Below are 20,493 nucleotides of genomic sequence, written 5' to 3'. Positions count from 1 at the left end.
ACGAAATACCAGGGTATTAGATAATGGCCCAAAATATTGGGTTGAAATTTATCCAATTGCCAATGTCGTTTGGAGCAAAATATGAGTGATGACGTAGCGCTGCCACTGCAATTTACAGAAGCAGCAGCCAATAAAGTAAAAAGCCTGATCGCTGACGAAGATAACCCGAATCTGAAATTACGCGTGTATATCACCGGTGGTGGTTGCAGCGGTTTCCAGTATGGTTTCACCTTTGATGATCAAGTTAACGAAGGTGATATGACCATTGAGAAACAAGGCGTTGGTCTGGTGGTTGATCCAATGAGCCTGCAATATCTGGTGGGTGGTGCGGTTGACTATACCGAAGGTCTGGAAGGTTCCCGCTTCGTTGTGACGAACCCGAACGCTAAAAGCACCTGCGGGTGTGGCTCTTCCTTCAGCATTTGATGAGCTGATTCTGTCTGCCCGGTAAGCGTCGCGCCGCCGGGCAATTTGTCGGATAACGGCGTAAACGTCTTATCCGGCCTGTGTATCCCGCGTCGTCAAATTATCGACCATTATCATCTAACGCAAACGTCGGTAGCTTTAAATGCCAGCGAATAGCGGCAAGCCGAATCAGCAATGTGACGATCATCCCCATCATGCTGGCGTTTTCCAGCGGTACTGAAAATGTATAAAACGCCGTGGCGTGAACAATCCCGCCAATAATACAGGCAGTTGCGTAGATTTCTGTACGTAAAATCATCGGTACTTCACGTGCTAACACGTCGCGAATAATCCCGCCACCTACGCCGGTGATTACTCCCATACAAATTGCCACCAGTGGTCCGGTTCCGGCGAGAAATGCTTTATTAACGCCAATGCCGACGAATACCGCCAGACCGACAGCATCCAGTGCCGGAAGGATCCACTTGGGTAATCGTCTTGGCTGGCGCACCAGTAAGATCGTGAGCATGCTGGTGATCATGGCAACAACCAGATCGGTAGGATCCTTAACCCAAAATACCGGCCCGTTATCCAGTGCCATATCGCGGATCGTGCCGCCGCCTACTGCGGTAACAACGCCGAGGACCAGGACACCAAAGGGGTCCATACGTAATTTCCCGGCCAGTAATACGCCAGAGATAGCAAATACCGCAGTGCCTACAATATCGAGCCAATAGACGAGCATTGTCGAATCCCCAATACACATCACCCTTCAGGCTGCCTCTTTGTTGGCTGCGTTAGTTACCCCTGTCACGTATTATTTGTACGCTTCCGGGGATTCATTAACTTGCTGCCTCGAGGCATCATGAATGATTTTGTGTCTCATTTATCTGTGAAAGCGCATTACAGAGTTGTTTTGCGGCGAGGATAATACGCGGGCTCGCGCGTTCGAACCAGTCACTATTAAGGGTAATAACCGGGATTTTTAGCTGATTTCCCCAGTATTGTTCGATTTTAAGATTTTCGCCCGAATTTCCGGTGGTAACGATAGCCTGAGGCGCTCTTGCCAGAACCTGTTCGCGGCTGACCTGCGGCCAGGGGACCCGGCTGCCGGCAAAGATGTTTTCTCCGCCACAGACCTCAAGAACCTGGTGCTGAATGGAGCCTTTCCCACTGGTAAACAACGGATTTGCGCCAAACTGAAGAAACACACGTTTTTTCGGTTTGTTGGCATACTGTGATTTTAGTGAAGCATACTCATCAAGCAAGGTTTTCGCGGCCTGTTTTGCCTGTTCAGGTCTGGGACTCCACGCCGCCAGTTGGCGCAGCGCGTCTGCGACTTGCTCAATGGTTACCGCATCCACCCAAATAACTTTAATTCCCAGGGCGGTCAGTTGATTCACCTGCCGTTCGGCGTTCCCTCCGCGCCAGGCGATAACTAAATCTGGTTTGAGCGCCACGATGCGTTCCAGATTCATGCCTTGCCAGGTTGAGACCTCTTCAATATTTTTGGCCTCGGGCGGGTAGTTTGAGTAGCTGCTGACGCCGACCGGGGTAATGCCGGCGGCAAAGGCCAGTTCGGTGTTAGCAGGGGAGAGTGAAACTACACGCGGTGCGGCACAGAGCCACACCGGAAGAGTGAAAAGCAGGGCGGCCAGCGCCCTGGGCATTAATTTAGCCATGCGCCAGTTTCTGTACCAGCGTTTCAACCATCAGGCTCGACTGTTTCGCTGCAACAACCAGGAATTCGTCAAAGCTGAGATGGGACTGCTGATCGGCGACATCAGAGATGGCACGAACCACCACGAACGGGACTTTAAAGTTGTGGCAAACGTGCGCAATTGCCGTGGCTTCCATTTCTACAGCAACTGCCTGCGGAAAATTATGTTTAATTTTTGCCAGGCCAACAGATCCATTAATGAAGGCGTCACCGCTGACAATCAGTCCACGAACGGCGTTCAGATTGAGTTCTGCGATGCAGGACTCAGCCGCGGTGATCAGTGCGGGATCGGCTTTAAAGCCTGCCGGACAGCCCGGCAACTGGCCAAATTCATAGCCAAATGCGGTAACGTCAGCATCGTGATAACGTGCTTCATCAGAAACTACGATATCGCCGACTGTCAGCGTAGAGGCCAGGCCGCCCGCAGAACCGGTATTAATGATGGCATCCGGCTTGCAGCGTTCGAGCAAAAGCGTTGCGCCCAGTGCCGCAGCCACTTTACCGATACCAGATTTCAGTAGCGCAACCTCAGTACCGTTCAGTTGGCCGGTGTAAATTTCACAACCGCCGAGGGAGATAGTCTGACGGTTTTCGATTTTGTCACGCAGGAGCGTAACTTCTTCTTCCATTGCACCAATGATGCCGATTTTCATAGATTTACTCGCGATAAGCCAGATTTGAGGGCATAGTCTATCATGCGCTTAAGGGGTAGCGCATTTCTCAGGCGGGAGAGGACATGGCACAGATCGATTTCCGAAAAAAAATAAACTGGCATCGTCGTTACCGTTCGCCGCAGGGCGTGAAATCTGAGCATGAGATCCTGCGAATTTTTGAAAGCGATCGCGGACGTATTATCAACTCCCCGGCAATCCGCCGGCTGCAGCAAAAAACCCAGGTTTTTCCGCTGGAGCGTAATGCAGCGGTGCGCACACGTCTGACGCATTCGATGGAAGTTCAGCAGGTGGGACGCTATATCGCAAAAGAGATCCTCAGCCGACTAAAAGAGCTAAAGTTGCTGGAACAATATGGCCTGGATGAGCTGACAGGCCCTTTTGAAAGTGTTGTCGAAATGTCCTGTCTGATGCATGACATTGGTAATCCACCGTTTGGGCACTTCGGTGAAGCGGCGATTAACGACTGGTTCCGCCAGCGACTTTTTCCCGCGGATGCGGAAAGCCAGCCCTTAAGCGATGACCGCTGCCTGGTGGCGGCGCTGCGTTTGCGTGAAGGCGAAGAGTCTCTCAATGATATCCGCCGTAAAGTGCGGCAGGATTTGTGCCACTTTGAAGGTAATGCGCAGGGGATTCGGTTGGTACATACCTTGATGCGAATGAACCTTACCTGGGCGCAGGTTGGGGGTATTTTAAAATATACGCGTCCGGCATGGTGGCGCGGAGCTGCCCCGACAACACATAACTATTTAATGAAAAAACCGGGATATTACCTTTCCGAGGAACCGTATATTGAGAGGTTGCGTAAAGAATTATCTTTAGCACCTTACAGTCGCTTTCCATTAACCTGGATTATGGAGGCGGCCGATGATATCTCTTATTGTGTGGCCGACCTGGAAGATGCCGTTGAGAAAAGAATCTTCAGTGTCGAACAACTTTATCACCATCTGTACGAGGCATGGGGACAGCACGAAAAAGGTTCCCTGTTTACCCAGGTTGTTGAGAATGCCTGGGAGAAATCGCGCTCAAATACATTAAGTCGCAGTACGGAAGATCAGTTCTTTATGTATTTGCGAGTCAACACGCTGAATAAACTAGTACCGTATGCGGCCCAGCGTTTTATTGATAACTTGCCGCAGATTTTTGAGGGTAGCTTTAATCACGCGCTGTTGGAAGACGCCAGTAGCTTCAGCCAATTGCTCGGGGTTTATAAAAATGTGGCGATGAAACATGTGTTTAGCCATCCCGATGTTGAACAACTGGAATTACAGGGGTATCGGGTTATCAGTGGGCTACTGGAAATCTATCAGCCGTTATTAAAAATGACGCAATCAGACTTTAGCGCGCTGGTTGAAAATGAAAGATTAAAACACTTTCCGATTGAGTCGCGATTATTTCAAAAGCTGTCTACGCGCCATCGGTTGGCTTACGTTGAGGCTGTTAGTAAAATATCGTCTGTTTCTGCAGAGTATCCGGTTTTTGAATATTATTATCGCTGTCGCCTGATCCAAGATTATATCAGCGGGATGACGGATTTGTATGCCTGGGATGAATACCGGCGACTGATGGCGGTAGAACAATAAATACTCATTTGTAAAGACTGACAATAAAATTTTACTTTTTCCTGAAACTTTACTCTGGAACTTCGCGCTATAAAACGACTCTGACGTATACAGCAATTTTGCGTTATCTGTTAATCGAGAACGAAACACATGAAAAAAACCACATTAGCAATGAGTGCACTGGCTCTGAGTTTAGGTTTGGCGTTGTCCCCCCTGTCTGCAACGGCGGCTGAGACAGCGTCTTCAGCAGTGACGGCCCAGCAGATGCCAAGCCTGGCCCCGATGCTCGAAAAAGTGATGCCATCGGTGGTGAGTATTAACGTCGAGGGGAGCACGACGGTGAATACGCCGCGTATGCCGCGTAATTTCCAGCAGTTCTTCGGTGATAATTCCCCGTTCTGCCAGGATGGTTCTCCGTTCCAGAGCTCACCATTCTGCCAGGGCGGTGCGCCGGGTGCAGGTAATGGTGGCGGGCAGCAGCAGAAATTTATGGCGCTGGGTTCCGGCGTTATTATTGATGCCGCTAAAGGTTATGTCGTTACCAACAACCACGTGGTCGATAACGCCACGGTGATTAAAGTACAACTGAGCGATGGGCGTAAATTTGACGCGAAGATCGTCGGCAAAGATCCGCGCTCTGACATTGCGTTAATCCAGATTCAGGATCCGAAGAACCTGACAGCGATCAAGCTGGCAGACTCTGATGCGCTGCGCGTGGGTGATTACACTGTCGCCATTGGTAACCCGTTTGGCCTCGGTGAAACGGTAACTTCGGGTATCGTTTCTGCGCTGGGGCGTAGCGGTCTGAATGCGGAAAACTACGAGAACTTTATCCAGACGGACGCCGCGATTAACCGGGGTAACTCCGGTGGCGCACTGGTCAACCTGAACGGTGAGCTGATTGGGATTAACACCGCGATCCTCGCGCCTGACGGCGGTAATATCGGTATCGGTTTTGCTATCCCAAGCAACATGGTGAAAAACCTGACCTCGCAGATGGTTGAGTTTGGCCAGGTTAAACGTGGTGAGTTGGGTATTCTGGGCACTGAACTGAACTCTGAGCTGGCCAAAGCCATGAAGGTTGACGCACAGCGTGGCGCATTCGTCAGTCAGGTCATGCCGAATTCATCCGCAGCGAAAGCCGGTATCAAAGCCGGGGATGTGATTACCTCGCTGAACGGTAAGCCTATCAGCAGTTTTGCCGCGCTGCGTGCGCAGGTCGGCACGATGCCTGTAGGTAGCAAAATCAGCCTTGGTCTGTTGCGCGACGGTAAACCGGTCACTGTGAACCTGGAACTGCAGCAGAGTAGCCAGACTCAGGTAGATTCCAGCTCCATCTTCAAAGGTATTGAAGGTGCGGATATGAGCAACAAAGGCCAGGACAAAGGGGTCGTGGTAAGCGATGTGAAACCGAATACTCCGGCGGCTCAGATTGGCCTGAAGAAAGGGGATGTGATTATCGGTGCCAATCAGCAACCGGTGAAAAATATCGCGGAACTGCGCAAAATCCTCGATAGCAAACCGTCTGTTCTGGCGTTGAATATTCAGCGTGGTGACACCTCAATCTATCTGTTGATGCAGTAATCCTCTCAAACCCCTTCCTGTTACCAGGGAGGGGTTTCTTTTTGTGATACTTACCACAACTCCATACTTCTTTTCTTCGCTTTGTGCATTTGCACAATGCTGCTGCGTATGATCTTCCTTATGCTTGAGCTCTGCTCACAGGAGGGTTTATGGCTGGCTGGCATCTTGATACCAAAATGGCGCAGGATATCGTGGCACGCACGATGCGCATCATTGATACCAATATCAACGTAATGGATGCCCGTGGGCGGATTATCGGCAGCGGCGATCGCGAGCGTATTGGTGAATTGCACGAAGGCGCACTGTTGGTGCTTTCGCAGGGGCGCGTGGTGGATATCGATGATGCCGTCGCCAGGCATCTGCACGGTGTGCGCCAGGGGATAAACCTGCCACTACGGCTAGAAGGTGAAATTGTTGGCGTTATTGGTTTAACCGGCGAACCGGAACATCTGCGCAAGTATGGTGAACTGGTTTGTATGACCGCGGAAATGATGCTGGAACAGTCGCGTCTGATGCATCTGCTCGCGCAGGACAGTCGTCTGCGTGAAGAGTTGGTGATGAACCTGATTCAGGCCGAAGAAAATACTCCGGCGCTGATGGAGTGGGCACAACGTTTAGGCATTGATTTGAACCAGCCGCGCGTGGTGGCGGTGGTGGAAGTTGACAGTGGGCAGCTTGGCGTTGACAGTGCCATGGCAGAACTGCAGCAGCTACAAAATGCCCTGACTACGCCTGAGCGTAATAACCTGATTGCGATTGTTTCTCTTACCGAGATGGTGGTGCTGAAGCCTGCGCTTAATCAGTTTGGTCGCTGGGATGCGGAAGATCACCGTAAGCGCGTCGAGCAGTTAATTGCCCGGATGAAAGAGAATGGGCAGTTGCGCTTTCGCGTTTCTCTGGGTAACTACTTTACCGGACCAGGCAGTATTGCCCGTTCATATCGAACGGCACGTACGACCATGATGGTCGGAAAGCAACGTATGCCGGAAAGTCGCAGCTATTTCTACCAGGATTTGATGCTGCCGGTGCTGCTGGACAGCCTGCGCGGCGGCTGGCAGGCTAATGAGCTGGCGCGCCCACTGGTAAGGCTGAAAGCGATGGATAACAACGGCTTGCTGCGGCGGACATTAGCGGCGTGGTTTCGTCATAACGTGCAGCCACTGGCGACATCTAAGGCATTGTTTATCCATCGTAATACGCTGGAATATCGCCTGAATCGTATCTCTGAGCTGACCGGGTTGGATTTGGGAAATTTTGATGACAGGTTGTTGCTGTATGTGGCGTTACAACTGGATGAGCAGCATTGATTGATTGCCTGATGGCGCTACGCTTATCAGGCCTACGAGGATATACCTGTAGGCCGGATAAGGCGTAAGACGCCGCCATCCGGCAACAAACTGCTTACTTACGCGTTAGTTTTTCCAGATCGGCTTCAATCTCGCTGATCTTGTTGGTGACGACGCTTTCCAGATGACGTAAATCATCAAGGATCTTGCGTTTAAGATCGACTTCACTACGATCGCGCAGACAGATCTGATCCAGTTCGTCGATCACGTAGCGCAGGTTCGGGCTTATCTCCTGCACTTCTTTGTAACCCTGGCCAACGCCATCGGCGACCACGGTTTTACGCTGACGGGGATATTTAAACTTTACGCTCTTGGCAAAAAACTCGCCTTTATCCTTCTGGAAATAGATTTTCAGGATATCGTTATTGGCTTCTTGCCGCAGGCTGTAACGATCGATCTCTTCAGGATTGGTAATGCCCAGACTTTTCAGATTGTCATACATAGCGGTACCCTTAAGCTCACTATAACCATTGAATAATTAACGAAAAGCCTTGTTTATGCCACTCGCAGATGTAAAAAAAGCGGGCCAGGCCCGCTTTTTCAAAATACCGTTAGTCGATGGTGCGTAACAGCTCGTTAATACCGACTTTTCCCCGCGTCTTAGCATCAACTTTCTTCACGATCACCGCACAGTAAAGGCTGTACTTACCATCTTTCGACGGCAGGTTGCCTGATACTACAACGGAGCCGGCCGGGACACGTCCATAATGTACTTCACCCGTTTCGCGGTCATAAATACGCGTACTCTGGCCGATGTAAACGCCCATAGAGATAACGGAACCTTCTTCGACAATTACGCCTTCTACGACTTCAGAGCGTGCGCCAATGAAGCAGTTATCTTCGATGATGGTTGGGTTAGCCTGTAATGGCTCCAGTACACCACCGATGCCAACACCGCCAGACAAGTGGACGTTTTTACCAATCTGGGCACACGAACCTACGGTAGCCCAGGTATCAACCATGGTACCTTCGTCAACGTATGCGCCGATATTGACGTATGACGGCATCAGAACCGTATTACGGGCGATAAATGCACCCTGACGCACAGCCGCAGGCGGCACTACGCGAAAGCCTTCCTTCTGGAAGCGCGCTTCGTCATAGTTGGCGAATTTCATTGGTACTTTATCGAAGTAGCGGCTTTCCGCACCATCGATAACCTGGTTATCGTTAATACGAAAAGAGAGCAGTACCGCTTTTTTCAGCCACTGATGAGTGACCCACTGACCCTCAATCTTTTCTGCGACGCGCAGTGCACCGGAATCCAGCAGAGAAATAACCTGATTAACCGCTTCACGGGTTACGGTATCCACATTTGCCGGAGTGATGTCGGCACGGCGCTCGAAAGCGGACTCAATAATGTTCTGTAACTGCTGCATTGTTAAACTCTTTCCATATAAATAAAAAACATTACCCTTTATCGTTTGGATTGAGGGCCTCTGTCAACCGTTGATGCACTTCCTGTTGCAGCTCATTATTAAGGGCACGCCGGTCGGCTGTTGCGATTATGAATAAATCTTCTACTCGCTCGCCAATGGTTGTAATTCGGGCGCCATGCAGCGAAATTCCCAGATCGGCAAAAATCTGTCCGACCCGCGCCAGCAGTCCAGGCTGGTCGAGCGCGATAAGCTCCAGGAATGATTTACGGTCAGTATGCGTCGGCAGAAAAGTGACCTCGGTGTCGACGGTAAAGTGACGTAATTTTGCCGGTTGACGACGTGGTTGCGGCGGCTGCCAGCTACGCTGAGTGATCGCTTGCTCCAGCCCAAAACGGATCGCTTCGTGTCTGTCTGATGACAGCGGGCTACCATCCGGTTCCAGCACGATAAACGTATCCATCGCCATTCCATCACGTGTAGTGAAAATCTGCGCATCGTGGACGCTAAGATTACGACGATCCAGTTCTGCACAGACCGCAGCAAACAGGTAAGGACGGTCCGGGCTCCAGATGAAAATTTCTGTCCCGCCTCGTGTTGCCTGTGGGCTGAGTAAAATCAAGGGATCGTTCAGATCATGCTGTAGCAGATGACGTGCGTGCCAAGCCAACTGGTTTGGACTGTGGCGCACGAAATAGTTGGCGCGACAGCGCGACCAGATGTGGTGTAGCGCTTCCTCATCAATATTATCCATACGCAGCAGCGCCAGTGCCTGAAGTTGGTGGTGGCGTACGCGCTCGCGCATATCCGGCGTGTTTTGCATTCCACGACGTAGCTGTTTTTCTGTGGCGAAGTACAGTTCTCGCAACAGACTTTGCTTCCAGCTGTTCCATAGGGTTTCGTTAGTGGCGCAAATATCCGCTACCGTCAGGCAGACCAGGAAGCGCAGACGATGTTCTGTTTGCACCTCCTCTGCGAATTGCTTAATCACCTCAGGATCCTGAATATCACGACGCTGAGCGGTAACTGACATCAGCAGATGCTGGCGTACAAGCCAGGCGACCAGTTGTGTTTCGCGGGAATTTAGTCCGTGCAATTCGGCGAATTTTAGAACGTCCTGGGCACCAAGAATTGAGTGGTCGCCGCCGCGTCCTTTGGCGATATCGTGGAACAGCGCGGCAATCAGAATCAGCTCCGGCTGGCGCAGGCGCGGCCAGAGATCCACACACAACGGGTGGCGCTGACGAGTCTCTTCCTTGGCAAAACTTTCCAGCTTTAGCATCACTCGGATGGTGTGTTCATCCACCGTGTAGGCATGAAACAGGTCAAACTGCATTTGGCCGACGATGTGCGACCATTGCGGCATATAGGCCCACAAAACACTGTGGCGGTGCATTGGCAGCAGACCGCGACTCACTGCGCCTGGATGTCGCAACATGCTGAGAAACAGCGAGCGGGCCTCCGGGATGTAGCACAGCGGTTGCGTTAAATGGCGGCGGGCATGGCGCAGATGACGCAACGTCGTGGAATAAATTCCAGTGATCGCGCTGTTACGCACCATAGTGTAAAACATTCGCAGAATCGCCTCTGGTTCACGGATGAACAGATCATCGTTGCGCAGGTCAATCAGTGTACCGCGCAGTTGAAAGTCATCATCAATCGGGCGTGGTTTTTCATCCGCAGGCAGGGCGAGGATAGCCTCGTCAAACAGCTGTAGCAGCATGTTGTTTAGTTCACTCACCCGACGCGTGACGCGAAAATAGTCTTTCATCATCCGTTCGACCGGCTCGTTGCCATCGCCGCTGTAGTTAAGCCGTTGGGCTACGCTCAACTGACGGTCGAACAGCAGACGGTTATCATAACGACTGACCACCAGATGCAGTGCGAAGCGAATGCGCCAAAGGATGTGCAGACATTCGTTGAGTTCGGCGCGCTCCGCCAGCGTCAGAAAACCGAACCCGACCATTTCATCAAGCGAGGTTGCGCCAAAATGGCGTCGGGCAACCCATTGCAGGGTGTGGATATCGCGCAGGCCGCCCGGGCTGCTTTTGATATCCGGCTCCAGATTGTAGCTGGTACCGTGATAGCGCTGGTGGCGCTGATTTTGCTCTTCCACCTTGGCGGCGTAAAATTTATCAGACGGCCAGAAACCTTCGCTAAAAATATGTTTCTGTAGCTCAAGAAACAGCGCTACGTCGCCGATCAGCAGTCGCGTTTCAATCAGGTTGGTGGCGACGGTTAAATCTGACAACCCCTCCAGCAGACACTCTTCCAGCGTGCGCACGCTGTGCCCAACCTCCAGCCTGACGTCCCACAGTAACGTTAACAGCTCGCCGACTTTCTCAGCTTGGGCGTCAGGCAGCTTTTTACGACTCAGGATCAGCAGGTCAATATCGGAAAGCGGATGCAGTTCACCGCGTCCATAGCCACCGACGGCAACCAGCGCCAGATCGGCGATCTGGCCGAAGCCAGCTTCAATCCACAGGCGTTGCAGCAACTGGTCAATAAATTCGGTGCGGGCTTCAATCAACTGTTCGGCAGAAATACCGCTGTCAAACGCTTCGCCTAACCAGTGCTGGAAAGTATCGATATGCGTTTTAATCCCGGTACAGTTGAGATCATGCTGTGGCCAGGTTCCAGGATTTTGCGGTTGGCCAGGCAGGGTGGGGAGGGCAGTATTTGCGTGCTGTTCAGGAAGAGTATTCATTGTGCGCCACCCATTAAAAAGCCGGATGACGGCGCTAACGCCTTATCCGGCCTACGAAGTAGAGCAATTTGTAGGCCTGATAAGATGCGGGGACATCGCCATCAGGCAAAAAATTATTCGTCGTGTTTGATGATCGCCGGGATGGTGTCATCCTTGCGTAACGTCAGAATTTCACAGCCGTTTTCGGTAACTACAATAGTATGCTCGTACTGTGCAGACAAGCTACGGTCTTTGGTTTTCACCGTCCAGCCGTCTTTCATGGTACGAATGCGATAATCCCCCGCATTCAGCATCGGTTCCACGGTAAAGGTCATGCCCGGCTGAAGTACTACACCGCCATCGTCAGCATCGTAGTGCAGAACCTGAGGTTCTTCATGGAAGCCGCGGCCAATACCGTGACCACAGTATTCGCGAACCACAGAGAAGCCTTCTCCTTCCGCGTATTTCTGAATCGCAGCGCCCAGCGTGCGCAGACGAATGCCTGGTTTTACCATCCGCAGCGCCAGATACAGGCTTTCCTGCGTAACGCGGCACAGACGCTCGCCGAGAATTGTCGGTTTGCCGACAATAAACATTTTTGAGGTGTCGCCATGGAACTCGTCTTTAATGACAGTCACGTCGATATTGACGATATCGCCATCTTTCAGATGTTTGGCATCATCCGGGATCCCGTGGCATACCACTTCGTTAATAGAGATGCACACAGACTTCGGATAACCGTGATAACCCAGGCAGGCGGATATAGCCTGCTGCTCATTCACTATGTAGTCATTACAGATGCGATCCAGTTCGCCGGTGCTGACACCCGGTTTGATAAACGGTTCGATCATTTCCAGCACTTCAGCGGCCAGACGACCAGCGACGCGCATTTTTTCGATTTCTTCAGGGGTCTTGATTGAGATAGCCATGAATTCTGTCCATCAGTGTCGATGATTTCGACAATAATTGTGTAAGTGCTGCCAATGGTAACAGTCCGGCGTACTTGCTGCCAAATTGAGAATCATTAACAGCACAGACCGCCAACAATTATTGGTGTCTGCGGCGTATTTGTGGTATAAAGCGCGCCGGACTTCCGTTCCATTCTCAGATACACAAGATGGACTGAAGCGACAAATCTCACTTTGTGTAACAACACACACGTATCGGCACATATTCCGGGGTGCCCTTTGGGGTCGGTAATATGGGATGCGTGGAGGCTTAACCCCAACTTTTATATATAGAGGTTTTAATCATGGCAACTGTTTCCATGCGCGACATGCTCAAGGCTGGTGTTCACTTCGGTCACCAGACCCGTTACTGGAACCCGAAAATGAAGCCGTTCATCTTCGGTGCGCGTAACAAAGTTCACATCATCAACCTTGAGAAAACTGTACCGATGTTCAACGAAGCTCTGGCTGAACTGAACAAGATCTCTGCTCGTAAAGGTAAAATCCTTTTCGTTGGTACTAAACGCGCTGCAAGCGAAGCGGTGAAAGAAGCTGCTAACAGCTGCGACCAGTTCTTCGTGAACCATCGCTGGCTGGGCGGTATGCTGACTAACTGGAAAACTGTTCGTCAGTCCATCAAACGTCTGAAAGATCTGGAAACTCAGTCTCAGGACGGTACTTTCGAAAAGCTGACCAAGAAAGAAGCGCTGATGCGCACCCGTGAGCTTGAGAAACTGGAAAACAGCCTGGGCGGTATCAAAGACATGGGCGGTCTGCCGGACGCTCTGTTCGTAATCGATGCTGACCACGAGCACATTGCTATCAAAGAAGCAAACAACCTGGGTATCCCGGTATTTGCTATCGTTGATACCAACTCTGATCCGGACGGTGTTGACTTCGTTATCCCGGGTAACGACGACGCAATCCGTGCTGTGACCCTGTACCTGGGCGCTGTAGCTACAACCGTTCGTGAAGGCCGTTCTCAGGATCTGGCTTCCCAGGCGGAAGAAAGCTTCGTAGAAGCTGAATAATAAGGCACGCTCGTTAGAGCCCTTATAGACCAGGTAGTATCACGTTTGGTTAGGGGGCCTGTATTAGGCCCCCTTTTTCACTTTTAAATCTGTGCGGTTTAATGCCGGGCAGATCAAATCTTCCGAGGATTTTAGAATGGCTGAAATTACCGCATCCCTGGTAAAAGAGCTGCGTGAGCGTACTGGCGCAGGCATGATGGATTGCAAAAAAGCACTGACTGAAGCTAATGGCGACATCGAGCTGGCAATCGAAAACATGCGTAAATCTGGTGCGATCAAAGCTGCGAAAAAAGCAGGCAACGTTGCTGCTGACGGCGTGATCAAAACCAAAATCGAAGGCAACTTCGGTGTGATTCTGGAAGTTAACTGCCAGACTGACTTCGTTGCTAAAGACGGTGGTTTCCAGGCGTTCGCAGACAAAGTTCTGGACGCGGCTGTAGCAGGTAAAGTGACTGATGTTGAAGTCCTGAAAGCACAGTTCGAAGAAGAGCGTGTTGCGCTGGTTGCTAAAATCGGTGAAAACATCAACATCCGTCGCGTTGCAATCCTGGAAGGCGACGTTCTGGGCAACTACCAACACGGTGCGCGCATCGGTGTTCTGGTTGCGGCTAAAGGCGCTGATGAAGAGCTGGTTAAACACCTGGCGATGCACGTTGCTGCAAGCAAACCAGAATTCGTTAAACCAGAAGACGTGTCTGCTGAAGTGGTAGAGAAAGAATACCAGGTACAGCTGGACATCGCGATGCAGTCTGGTAAGCCGAAAGAAATCGCAGAGAAAATGGTTGAAGGCCGTATGAAGAAATTCACCGGTGAAGTTTCTCTGACTGGTCAGCCTTTCGTAATGGACCCGAGCAAAAACGTTGGCCAGCTGCTGAAAGAGCACAACGCTGACGTGACTGGCTTCATCCGCTTTGAAGTGGGCGAAGGCATCGAGAAAGTTGAAGCTGACTTCGCAGCAGAAGTTGCTGCAATGTCTAAACAGTCTTAATTGTACTGTCCGGAGCCGCCTCAGGGCGGCTCCTTTTTGTACCCGTCATGTGAAAATCAGCCAGTTCCAGTAGGCAACAAACGGCAGGAAACACATGATGTCACCCGATTTAAATCATCCCATTCGTGACACTCGCAGGAAAGAAAATGGCTACCAACGCAAAACCCGTCTACAAACGCATTCTGCTTAAACTGAGCGGCGAAGCATTGCAGGGGACTGAAGGTTTCGGTATTGACGCAAGCATCCTTGACCGTATGGCGCAAGAGATTAAAGAACTTGTTGAACTGGGCATTCAGGTTGGCGTAGTGATTGGCGGTGGTAACCTGTTCCGCGGTGCAGGTTTGGCAAAAGCGGGTATGAACCGCGTTGTGGGCGACCACATGGGCATGCTGGCAACAGTTATGAACGGCCTGGCAATGCGTGACGCACTGCATCGCGCCTATGTGAACGCTCGCCTGATGTCTGCTATTCCGCTGAACGGCGTGTGCGACAACTACAGCTGGGCAGAGGCTATCAGCCTGCTGCGTAACAACCGCGTTGTTATTTTATCCGCGGGTACCGGTAACCCGTTCTTCACTACTGACTCTGCAGCTTGTCTGCGCGGTATTGAAATCGAAGCGGATGTGGTTCTGAAAGCCACTAAAGTTGATGGCGTATTTACCGCCGATCCGGCTCAGGATCCAACCGCTACCATGTACGAACAACTGACCTACAGTGAAGTACTGGATAAAGAACTGAAAGTGATGGATCTGGCTGCGTTCACGCTGGCTCGTGACCACAAATTACCGATTCGTGTCTTCAACATGAACAAACCAGGTGCCTTGCGCCGTGTTGTTATGGGTGAAAAAGAAGGCACTTTAATCACGGAATAATTTCCGTCGAGGCCAAATACGGGTAAGATTCCGCTTTAATCAAGCGGGTCACTTACCCGGTGGCATATTTTAAACAAGACTATACTTAGCGCATCAGTGCTTCCGTCTGGTCTGTCTGAGACAAGTTTTCAAGGATTCGTAACGTGATTAGCGATATCAGAAAAGATGCTGAAGTGCGCATGGATAAATGCGTAGAAGCGTTCAAAAACCAAATCAGCAAAATTCGCACGGGTCGTGCTTCTCCCAGCCTGCTGGACGGTATTGTCGTAGAATATTACGGCACACCAACTCCGCTGCGTCAGCTGGCAAGCGTAACGGTTGAAGATTCCCGTACTCTTAAAATCAACGTGTTTGACCGTTCAATGGGGCCGGCTGTTGAGAAGGCGATTATGGCTTCTGACCTCGGTCTGAACCCAAGTTCTGCGGGTACCGATATCCGCGTTCCGCTGCCTCCGCTGACCGAAGAGCGTCGTAAAGATCTGACGAAAGTTGTGCGTGGTGAAGCTGAACAGGCTCGTGTTGCTGTACGTAACGTACGCCGTGATGCCAACGATAAAGTAAAAGCTCTGTTGAAAGATAAAGAGATCAGCGAAGATGACGATCGCCGTTCTCAGGACGACGTACAGAAACTGACTGACGCAGCAATCAAGAAAGTTGATGCGGCGCTGGCAGAGAAAGAAGCGGAACTGATGCAGTTCTGATTCGCCTGTACGTTTAAAACGCCGCTTGGGGGATCTGTGAGGATCAACTGGCGGCGTTTTGCTTTTTATCCTGTCTCAATTCTTCTGGATGTCTGATGAAGCAATTAACCGTTCTGGGCTCAACCGGCTCTATTGGTTGCAGTACGCTGGATGTAGTACGCCATAACCCGGAAAAGTTTCGAGTTGCTGCGTTGGTTGCGGGTAAAAATGTCACCCGCATGGTAGAGCAATGCCTGGAGTTTTCTCCCCGCTATGCGGTGATGGACGATGAAAAAAGCGCAGTGCTGGTGAAAGCCGCACTTCAGGAGCACGGAAGTCGCACTGAGGTGATGAGTGGGCAACAGGCAGCCTGTGATATGGCTGCGCTGGATGACGTCGATCAGGTGATGGCGGCGATTGTCGGCGCAGCGGGGCTATTACCGACGCTGGCGGCAATCCGTGCGGGCAAAAGTATTCTGTTGGCAAATAAAGAGTCTTTAGTGACCTGCGGACGTCTGTTTATGGACGACGTGAAACGCAACAAAGCGCAGCTTTTGCCGGTAGATAGCGAACATAATGCGATTTTTCAGAGTTTACCTCAACCTATCCAACACAATCTGGGATACGCTGACCTTGAGCAAAATGGCGTAATGTCCGTTCTGCTTACCGGGTCTGGTGGCCCTTTCCGTGAAACGCCATTGCAGGATCTGGTTTCAATGACGCCCGATCAGGCATGCCGTCATCCGAACTGGTCGATGGGAAGAAAAATCTCAGTCGATTCCGCCACCATGATGAATAAAGGTCTGGAATACATTGAAGCGCGTTGGTTATTTAATGCCAGTGCAAGCCAGATGGAAGTGCTGATTCATCCGCAGTCGGTGATTCACTCGATGGTGCGTTATCAGGATGGTAGTGTGCTGGCCCAGTTGGGTGAGCCTGATATGCGTACACCGATTGCTCATACGATGGCATGGCCGGAACGTGTGACGTCTGGCGCTAAGCCTGTCGACTTTTGCAAACTCAGTGCGTTGACTTTTTCCGCACCTGATTACCAGCGTTATCCGTGCCTGAAATTGGCAATGGACGCGTTTGAGCAAGGGCAGGCCGCGACAACCGCGCTGAACGCCGCGAATGAAATTACCGTTGCCGCATTCCTGGCGCAGCAGATTCGATTTACTGATATCGCACGTCTAAATTTATCCGTACTGGATAAGATGGATTTGCAGGAACCGCAGAGCGTTGATGACGTGCTGAGGGTCGATGCCATCGCCAGGGAAGTTGCCACAAAACAAGTGACGCGACTCTCAAGCTGATGATAATCCCTCTACGGGGGATCGTGCTATTTGTTAGCGTTGGGCTTCAGTGATATAGTCTGCGCCACCCGATTGTGGGTATTTGCTTTTTTTCGGTCGGGTAAGCCGTGGTTTGACACGGCTTTTTTGTGGATACACAAAATCATTCAGGTTGCATCAAGACGGCAAGTGAATGAGTTCCCAGGAGCATACAATCAGTATGTGGCTGGGGCGAATGAGCGCAGCTAACAAAGAGGCAGCCTGAAGGATGAAGAGCAAAAGGCTTCAGTATTCCTGAGTACCGTAAAATCCTTTCAGGGACTAAAAACGCGTTATGTTGTCTGCAACTCAACCATTAAGCGAAAATTTGCCAGCACATGGCTGCCGCCATGTAGCCATTATTATGGATGGCAATGGCCGCTGGGCGAAAAAGCAAGGGAAGATTCGCGCCTTTGGGCATAAGGCCGGAGCAAAATCCGTCCGCCGGGCTGTCTCTTTTGCTGCCAATAACGGTATTGATGCGTTAACGCTGTATGCCTTTAGCAGTGAGAACTGGAACCGACCTGCGCAGGAAGTGAGCGCGTTAATGGAATTGTTCGTGTGGGCGCTTGATAGCGAAGTGAAAAACCTGCACCGCCATAACGTTCGTCTGCGTATTATCGGGGATATCAGTCGATTTAACTCACGTTTGCAAGAACGGATCCGCAAATCGGAAGCGCTTACCGCCCAAAATACCGGGTTAACGCTGAATATTGCTGCGAATTACGGTGGACGGTGGGATATTGTCCAGGGAGTCAGACAACTGGCACAACAGGTGCAGGAAGGTCTGCTGCGTCCTGAGCAAATTGATGAAGAGAAGCTTGGTCAACAAATTTGCATGCATGAGCTGGCTCCGGTGGATTTAGTAATAAGGACTGGGGGAGAGCACCGCATTAGTAATTTTCTGCTGTGGCAAATTGCCTATGCCGAGCTTTACTTTACGGATGTTCTCTGGCCCGATTTCGATGAACAAGACTTTGAAGGTGCGCTGCATGCCTTTGCTAATCGAGAGCGTCGTTTCGGCGGCACCGAACCCGGTGATGAAAAAGCCTGATGGGGGTCGCTTTTGCTGAAGTATCGCCTGATTTCTGCTTTTGTTTTAATACCCGTGGTCATCGCGGCGCTGTTTTTGTTGCCGCCGGTGGGGTTCTCCATTGTTACGCTGGTCGTTTGTATGCTGGCAGCCTGGGAATGGGGACAGTTAAGCGGTTTTGCCACTCGCACGCAGCGAGTCTGGCTGGCGGTTCTGTGTGGGCTACTGCTGGCACTGATGCTGTTTTTGCTGCCTGAATATCATCACAATATTCACCAGCCGCTGGTTGAATTGTCGCTTTGGGCGTCGTTAGGCTGGTGGGCTGTAGCGCTATTACTGGTGTTATTTTACCCCGGTTCAGCGGCAGTCTGGCGTAATTCAAAGGTATTACGCATAATTTTCGGCATCTTAACCATTGTCCCTTTCTTTTGGGGAATGCTGGCGCTACGAGCCTGGCATTATGATGAGAATCATTATAGTGGCGCGGTATGGCTGCTCTATGTCATGATCCTCGTCTGGGGAGCGGATTCTGGTGCGTATATGTTTGGAAAGCTGTTTGGCAAGCATAAACTGGCGCCGAAGGTCTCTCCTGGTAAAACCTGGCAAGGTTTTATTGGCGGACTCGCCACTGCTGCTGTGATCTCATGGGGTTATGGTATGTGGGCGAATCTTGATGTTGCGCCTGTCACCTTGCTCATTTGCTCTATCGTTGCAGCCCTGGCCTCCGTGTTGGGTGACTTGACCGAGAGTATGTTTAAGCGTGAAGCAGGTATTAAGGACAGTGGTCACTTAATCCCAGGGCACGGTGGTATTCTGGATCGCATTGATAGCCTGACGGCTGCAGTACCGGTCTTTGCTTGCCTGTTGTTACTGGTATTCAGGACACTCTAACGGATGGTCTTATGCTGAGTATTCTCTGGAATCTGGCTGCATTCATCGTCGCACTCGGTGTGCTTATCACTGTGCATGAATTTGGTCATTTCTGGGTTGCCCGGCGCTGTGGAGTCCGTGTCGAGCGCTTTTCCATTGGCTTTGGAAAAGCGCTTTGGCGTCGTACCGATAAACTGGGTACTGAATACGTCATCGCCCTGATCCCACTCGGCGGCTACGTCAAAATGCTGGATGAGCGTGCTGAGCCGGTTATACCGGAGCTGCGCCACCACGCCTTCAACAATAAAACAGTTGGGCAACGTGCTGCCATTATCGCTGCAGGCCCAATTGCAAACTTCATCTTTGCTATTTTTGCCTACTGGTTGGTCTTTATCATCGGTGTCCCTGGTGTGCGTCCGGTTGTTGGTGAGATCACACCTAATTCGATCGCCGCTCAGGCGCAAATTTTGCCTGGTACGGAACTAAAAGCTGTTGATGGCATCGAAACCCCAGATTGGGATACTGTGCGGTTGCAGCTGGTCTCCAAAATCGGCGATGAGCATACGACCATCAGCGTGGCGCAGTTTGGCAGCAACCAGCGACAGGACAAAACGCTGGATCTGCGCGATTGGGCATTTGAGCCGGATAAAGAGGATCCTGTCTCTAGTCTGGGGATTCGCCCGCGCGGTCCGCAGATTGAACCGGTGCTGTCAGAAGTGCAGGTTAACTCCGCTGCAAGCAAGGCGGGTTTGCAAGCTGGCGACAGGATCGTTAAAGTCGATGGTCAACCGCTAACGCAATGGATGACGTTCGTGATGTTGGTGCGCGATAATCCAGGTAAGCCGTTAGCGCTCGAAATTGAAAGGCAGGGGAGTCCCTTGTCTTTAACATTAATCCCGGATACCAAACCGGGTAATGGAAAGGCGGAAGGTTTTGCGGGCGTTGTGCCTAAAATTATCCCTCTGCCTGATGAGTACAAGACTGTACGCCAGTATGGGCCGTTCAGCGCCATCCTCGAAGCCACGGATAAAACGTGGCAGCTGATGAAGCTGACGGTCAGTATGCTGGGAAAATTGATTACCGGTGATGTAAAACTGAACAACCTCAGTGGGCCGATTTCTATCGCCCAGGGGGCTGGGATGTCAGCGGAGTTCGGGGTAATTTATTACCTGATGTTCCTTGCGCTTATCAGCGTGAACTTAGGGATAATCAACCTGTTTCCGTTGCCCGTTCTTGACGGGGGGCATCTGCTGTTCCTGGCGATTGAAAAGCTGAAGGGCGGTCCGGTATCCGAGCGGGTTCAAGACTTTAGTTATCGCATTGGCTCTATTTTGCTGGTGTTGTTAATGGGGCTTGCACTTTTCAATGATTTCTCTCGGTTGTAAGAGAGTGTT

The 20,493-nt window shown here is 51.2% G+C and carries 20 protein-coding genes; 13 read left to right on the top strand and 7 right to left on the bottom strand.

From position 1 onward, the window contains the following. Positions 1 to 23 precede the first annotated feature (23 nt). Together yadW and erpA are read left to right on the top strand one after the other, a co-directional pair. Positions 24 to 89: a small protein YadW gene (yadW, locus tag SK36_RS24745; RefSeq protein ID WP_136345333.1), complete on the top strand. Its 66-nt coding sequence runs from the start codon at positions 24 to 26 to the stop codon at positions 87 to 89. Beyond that, positions 82 to 426, top strand: a complete 345-nt coding sequence (gene erpA / locus SK36_RS16885) for an iron-sulfur cluster insertion protein ErpA (protein WP_008786260.1) — start codon at positions 82 to 84, stop codon at positions 424 to 426. Before yadW ends, erpA begins: the two co-directional genes overlap by 8 nt. A gap of 100 nt (positions 427 to 526) precedes the next feature. On the opposite strand, the gene SK36_RS16880 is transcribed toward erpA, so the two are convergent. The 3 genes from SK36_RS16880 to mtnN form a co-directional block, all read right to left on the bottom strand. Further along, entirely contained in the window at positions 527 to 1,150 is a 624-nt protein-coding gene (locus tag SK36_RS16880) for a TRIC cation channel family protein (RefSeq protein WP_045439956.1), read from the bottom strand. A gap of 118 nt (positions 1,151 to 1,268) precedes the next feature. Beyond that, positions 1,269 to 2,087 (bottom strand): vitamin B12 ABC transporter substrate-binding protein BtuF, encoded by an 819-nt coding sequence (gene btuF / locus SK36_RS16875; RefSeq protein ID WP_045439959.1) that lies wholly within the window; start codon positions 2,085 to 2,087, stop codon positions 1,269 to 1,271. Next, entirely contained in the window at positions 2,080 to 2,778 is a 699-nt protein-coding gene (mtnN, locus tag SK36_RS16870; protein WP_045439962.1) for a 5'-methylthioadenosine/S-adenosylhomocysteine nucleosidase, read from the bottom strand. Before mtnN ends, btuF begins: the two co-directional genes overlap by 8 nt. 83 nt (positions 2,779 to 2,861) lie before the next feature. Here mtnN and dgt point away from each other — a divergent pair, with 83 nt between their 5' ends. The 3 genes from dgt (at position 2,862) to cdaR (ending at position 7,249) form a co-directional block, all read left to right on the top strand. Next, positions 2,862 to 4,379 (top strand): dGTPase, encoded by a 1,518-nt coding sequence (gene dgt, locus SK36_RS16865; protein ID WP_048222031.1) that lies wholly within the window; start codon positions 2,862 to 2,864, stop codon positions 4,377 to 4,379. 129 nt (positions 4,380 to 4,508) lie between these two features. Continuing rightward, positions 4,509 to 5,942 (top strand): serine endoprotease DegP, encoded by a 1,434-nt coding sequence (gene degP / locus SK36_RS16860; protein ID WP_045439965.1) that lies wholly within the window; start codon positions 4,509 to 4,511, stop codon positions 5,940 to 5,942. Positions 5,943 to 6,091: 149 nt separating this feature from the next. Continuing rightward, entirely contained in the window at positions 6,092 to 7,249 is a 1,158-nt protein-coding gene (gene cdaR, locus SK36_RS16855) for a DNA-binding transcriptional regulator CdaR (protein ID WP_003018564.1), read from the top strand. A gap of 94 nt (positions 7,250 to 7,343) precedes the next feature. On the opposite strand, the gene SK36_RS16850 is transcribed toward cdaR, so the two are convergent. The 4 genes from SK36_RS16850 to map all read right to left on the bottom strand — a co-directional run bounded on the left by SK36_RS16850 (position 7,344) and on the right by map (position 12,276). Further along, positions 7,344 to 7,730, bottom strand: a complete 387-nt coding sequence (locus SK36_RS16850; protein WP_045439967.1) for a DUF3461 family protein — start codon at positions 7,728 to 7,730, stop codon at positions 7,344 to 7,346. A 109-nt stretch (positions 7,731 to 7,839) separates the two neighbouring features. Then, positions 7,840 to 8,664 (bottom strand): 2,3,4,5-tetrahydropyridine-2,6-dicarboxylate N-succinyltransferase, encoded by an 825-nt coding sequence (dapD, locus tag SK36_RS16845; RefSeq protein WP_045439968.1) that lies wholly within the window; start codon positions 8,662 to 8,664, stop codon positions 7,840 to 7,842. A 31-nt stretch (positions 8,665 to 8,695) separates the two neighbouring features. Then, entirely contained in the window at positions 8,696 to 11,368 is a 2,673-nt protein-coding gene (glnD, locus tag SK36_RS16840; RefSeq protein WP_045439970.1) for a bifunctional uridylyltransferase/uridylyl-removing protein GlnD, read from the bottom strand. 113 nt (positions 11,369 to 11,481) lie between these two features. Beyond that, a complete protein-coding gene (gene map / locus SK36_RS16835; protein WP_045439973.1) occupies positions 11,482 to 12,276 on the bottom strand; it encodes a type I methionyl aminopeptidase in 795 nt (264 codons plus the stop codon). A gap of 323 nt (positions 12,277 to 12,599) precedes the next feature. Between map and rpsB the strand changes: the two genes are divergently transcribed. The 8 genes from rpsB (at position 12,600) to rseP (ending at position 20,484) form a co-directional block, all read left to right on the top strand. Continuing rightward, complete coding sequence (gene rpsB, locus SK36_RS16830) at positions 12,600 to 13,325, top strand: 30S ribosomal protein S2 (RefSeq protein ID WP_003018553.1); 726 nt, start codon at positions 12,600 to 12,602, stop codon at positions 13,323 to 13,325. Positions 13,326 to 13,461: 136 nt separating this feature from the next. After that, positions 13,462 to 14,313, top strand: a complete 852-nt coding sequence (tsf, locus tag SK36_RS16825; RefSeq protein WP_045439976.1) for a translation elongation factor Ts — start codon at positions 13,462 to 13,464, stop codon at positions 14,311 to 14,313. 146 nt (positions 14,314 to 14,459) lie between these two features. Further along, a complete protein-coding gene (gene pyrH / locus SK36_RS16820; RefSeq protein ID WP_045439978.1) occupies positions 14,460 to 15,185 on the top strand; it encodes a UMP kinase in 726 nt (241 codons plus the stop codon). A 143-nt stretch (positions 15,186 to 15,328) separates the two neighbouring features. Next, positions 15,329 to 15,886, top strand: a complete 558-nt coding sequence (frr, locus tag SK36_RS16815; RefSeq protein ID WP_045439981.1) for a ribosome recycling factor — start codon at positions 15,329 to 15,331, stop codon at positions 15,884 to 15,886. Between the two features lie 95 nt (positions 15,887 to 15,981). Then, entirely contained in the window at positions 15,982 to 17,178 is a 1,197-nt protein-coding gene (gene ispC / locus SK36_RS16810) for a 1-deoxy-D-xylulose-5-phosphate reductoisomerase (RefSeq protein WP_048222030.1), read from the top strand. Between the two features lie 313 nt (positions 17,179 to 17,491). Further along, positions 17,492 to 18,250 (top strand): (2E,6E)-farnesyl-diphosphate-specific ditrans,polycis-undecaprenyl-diphosphate synthase, encoded by a 759-nt coding sequence (ispU, locus tag SK36_RS16805; protein WP_045439986.1) that lies wholly within the window; start codon positions 17,492 to 17,494, stop codon positions 18,248 to 18,250. Between the two features lie 12 nt (positions 18,251 to 18,262). Beyond that, on the top strand, positions 18,263 to 19,120 hold the full coding sequence (gene cdsA, locus SK36_RS16800; protein WP_048222029.1) for a phosphatidate cytidylyltransferase: 858 nt from the start codon (positions 18,263 to 18,265) through the stop codon (positions 19,118 to 19,120). An 11-nt stretch (positions 19,121 to 19,131) separates the two neighbouring features. Beyond that, positions 19,132 to 20,484, top strand: a complete 1,353-nt coding sequence (gene rseP / locus SK36_RS16795; protein ID WP_045439992.1) for a sigma E protease regulator RseP — start codon at positions 19,132 to 19,134, stop codon at positions 20,482 to 20,484. Positions 20,485 to 20,493: the final 9 nt, after the last annotated feature.

Origin of the sequence: Citrobacter sp. MGH106 (genome assembly GCF_001037495.1) — a bacterium.
Lineage (GTDB): Bacteria > Pseudomonadota > Gammaproteobacteria > Enterobacterales > Enterobacteriaceae > Citrobacter > Citrobacter murliniae.
This window is presented reverse-complemented; position numbering and strand designations above follow the sequence as displayed.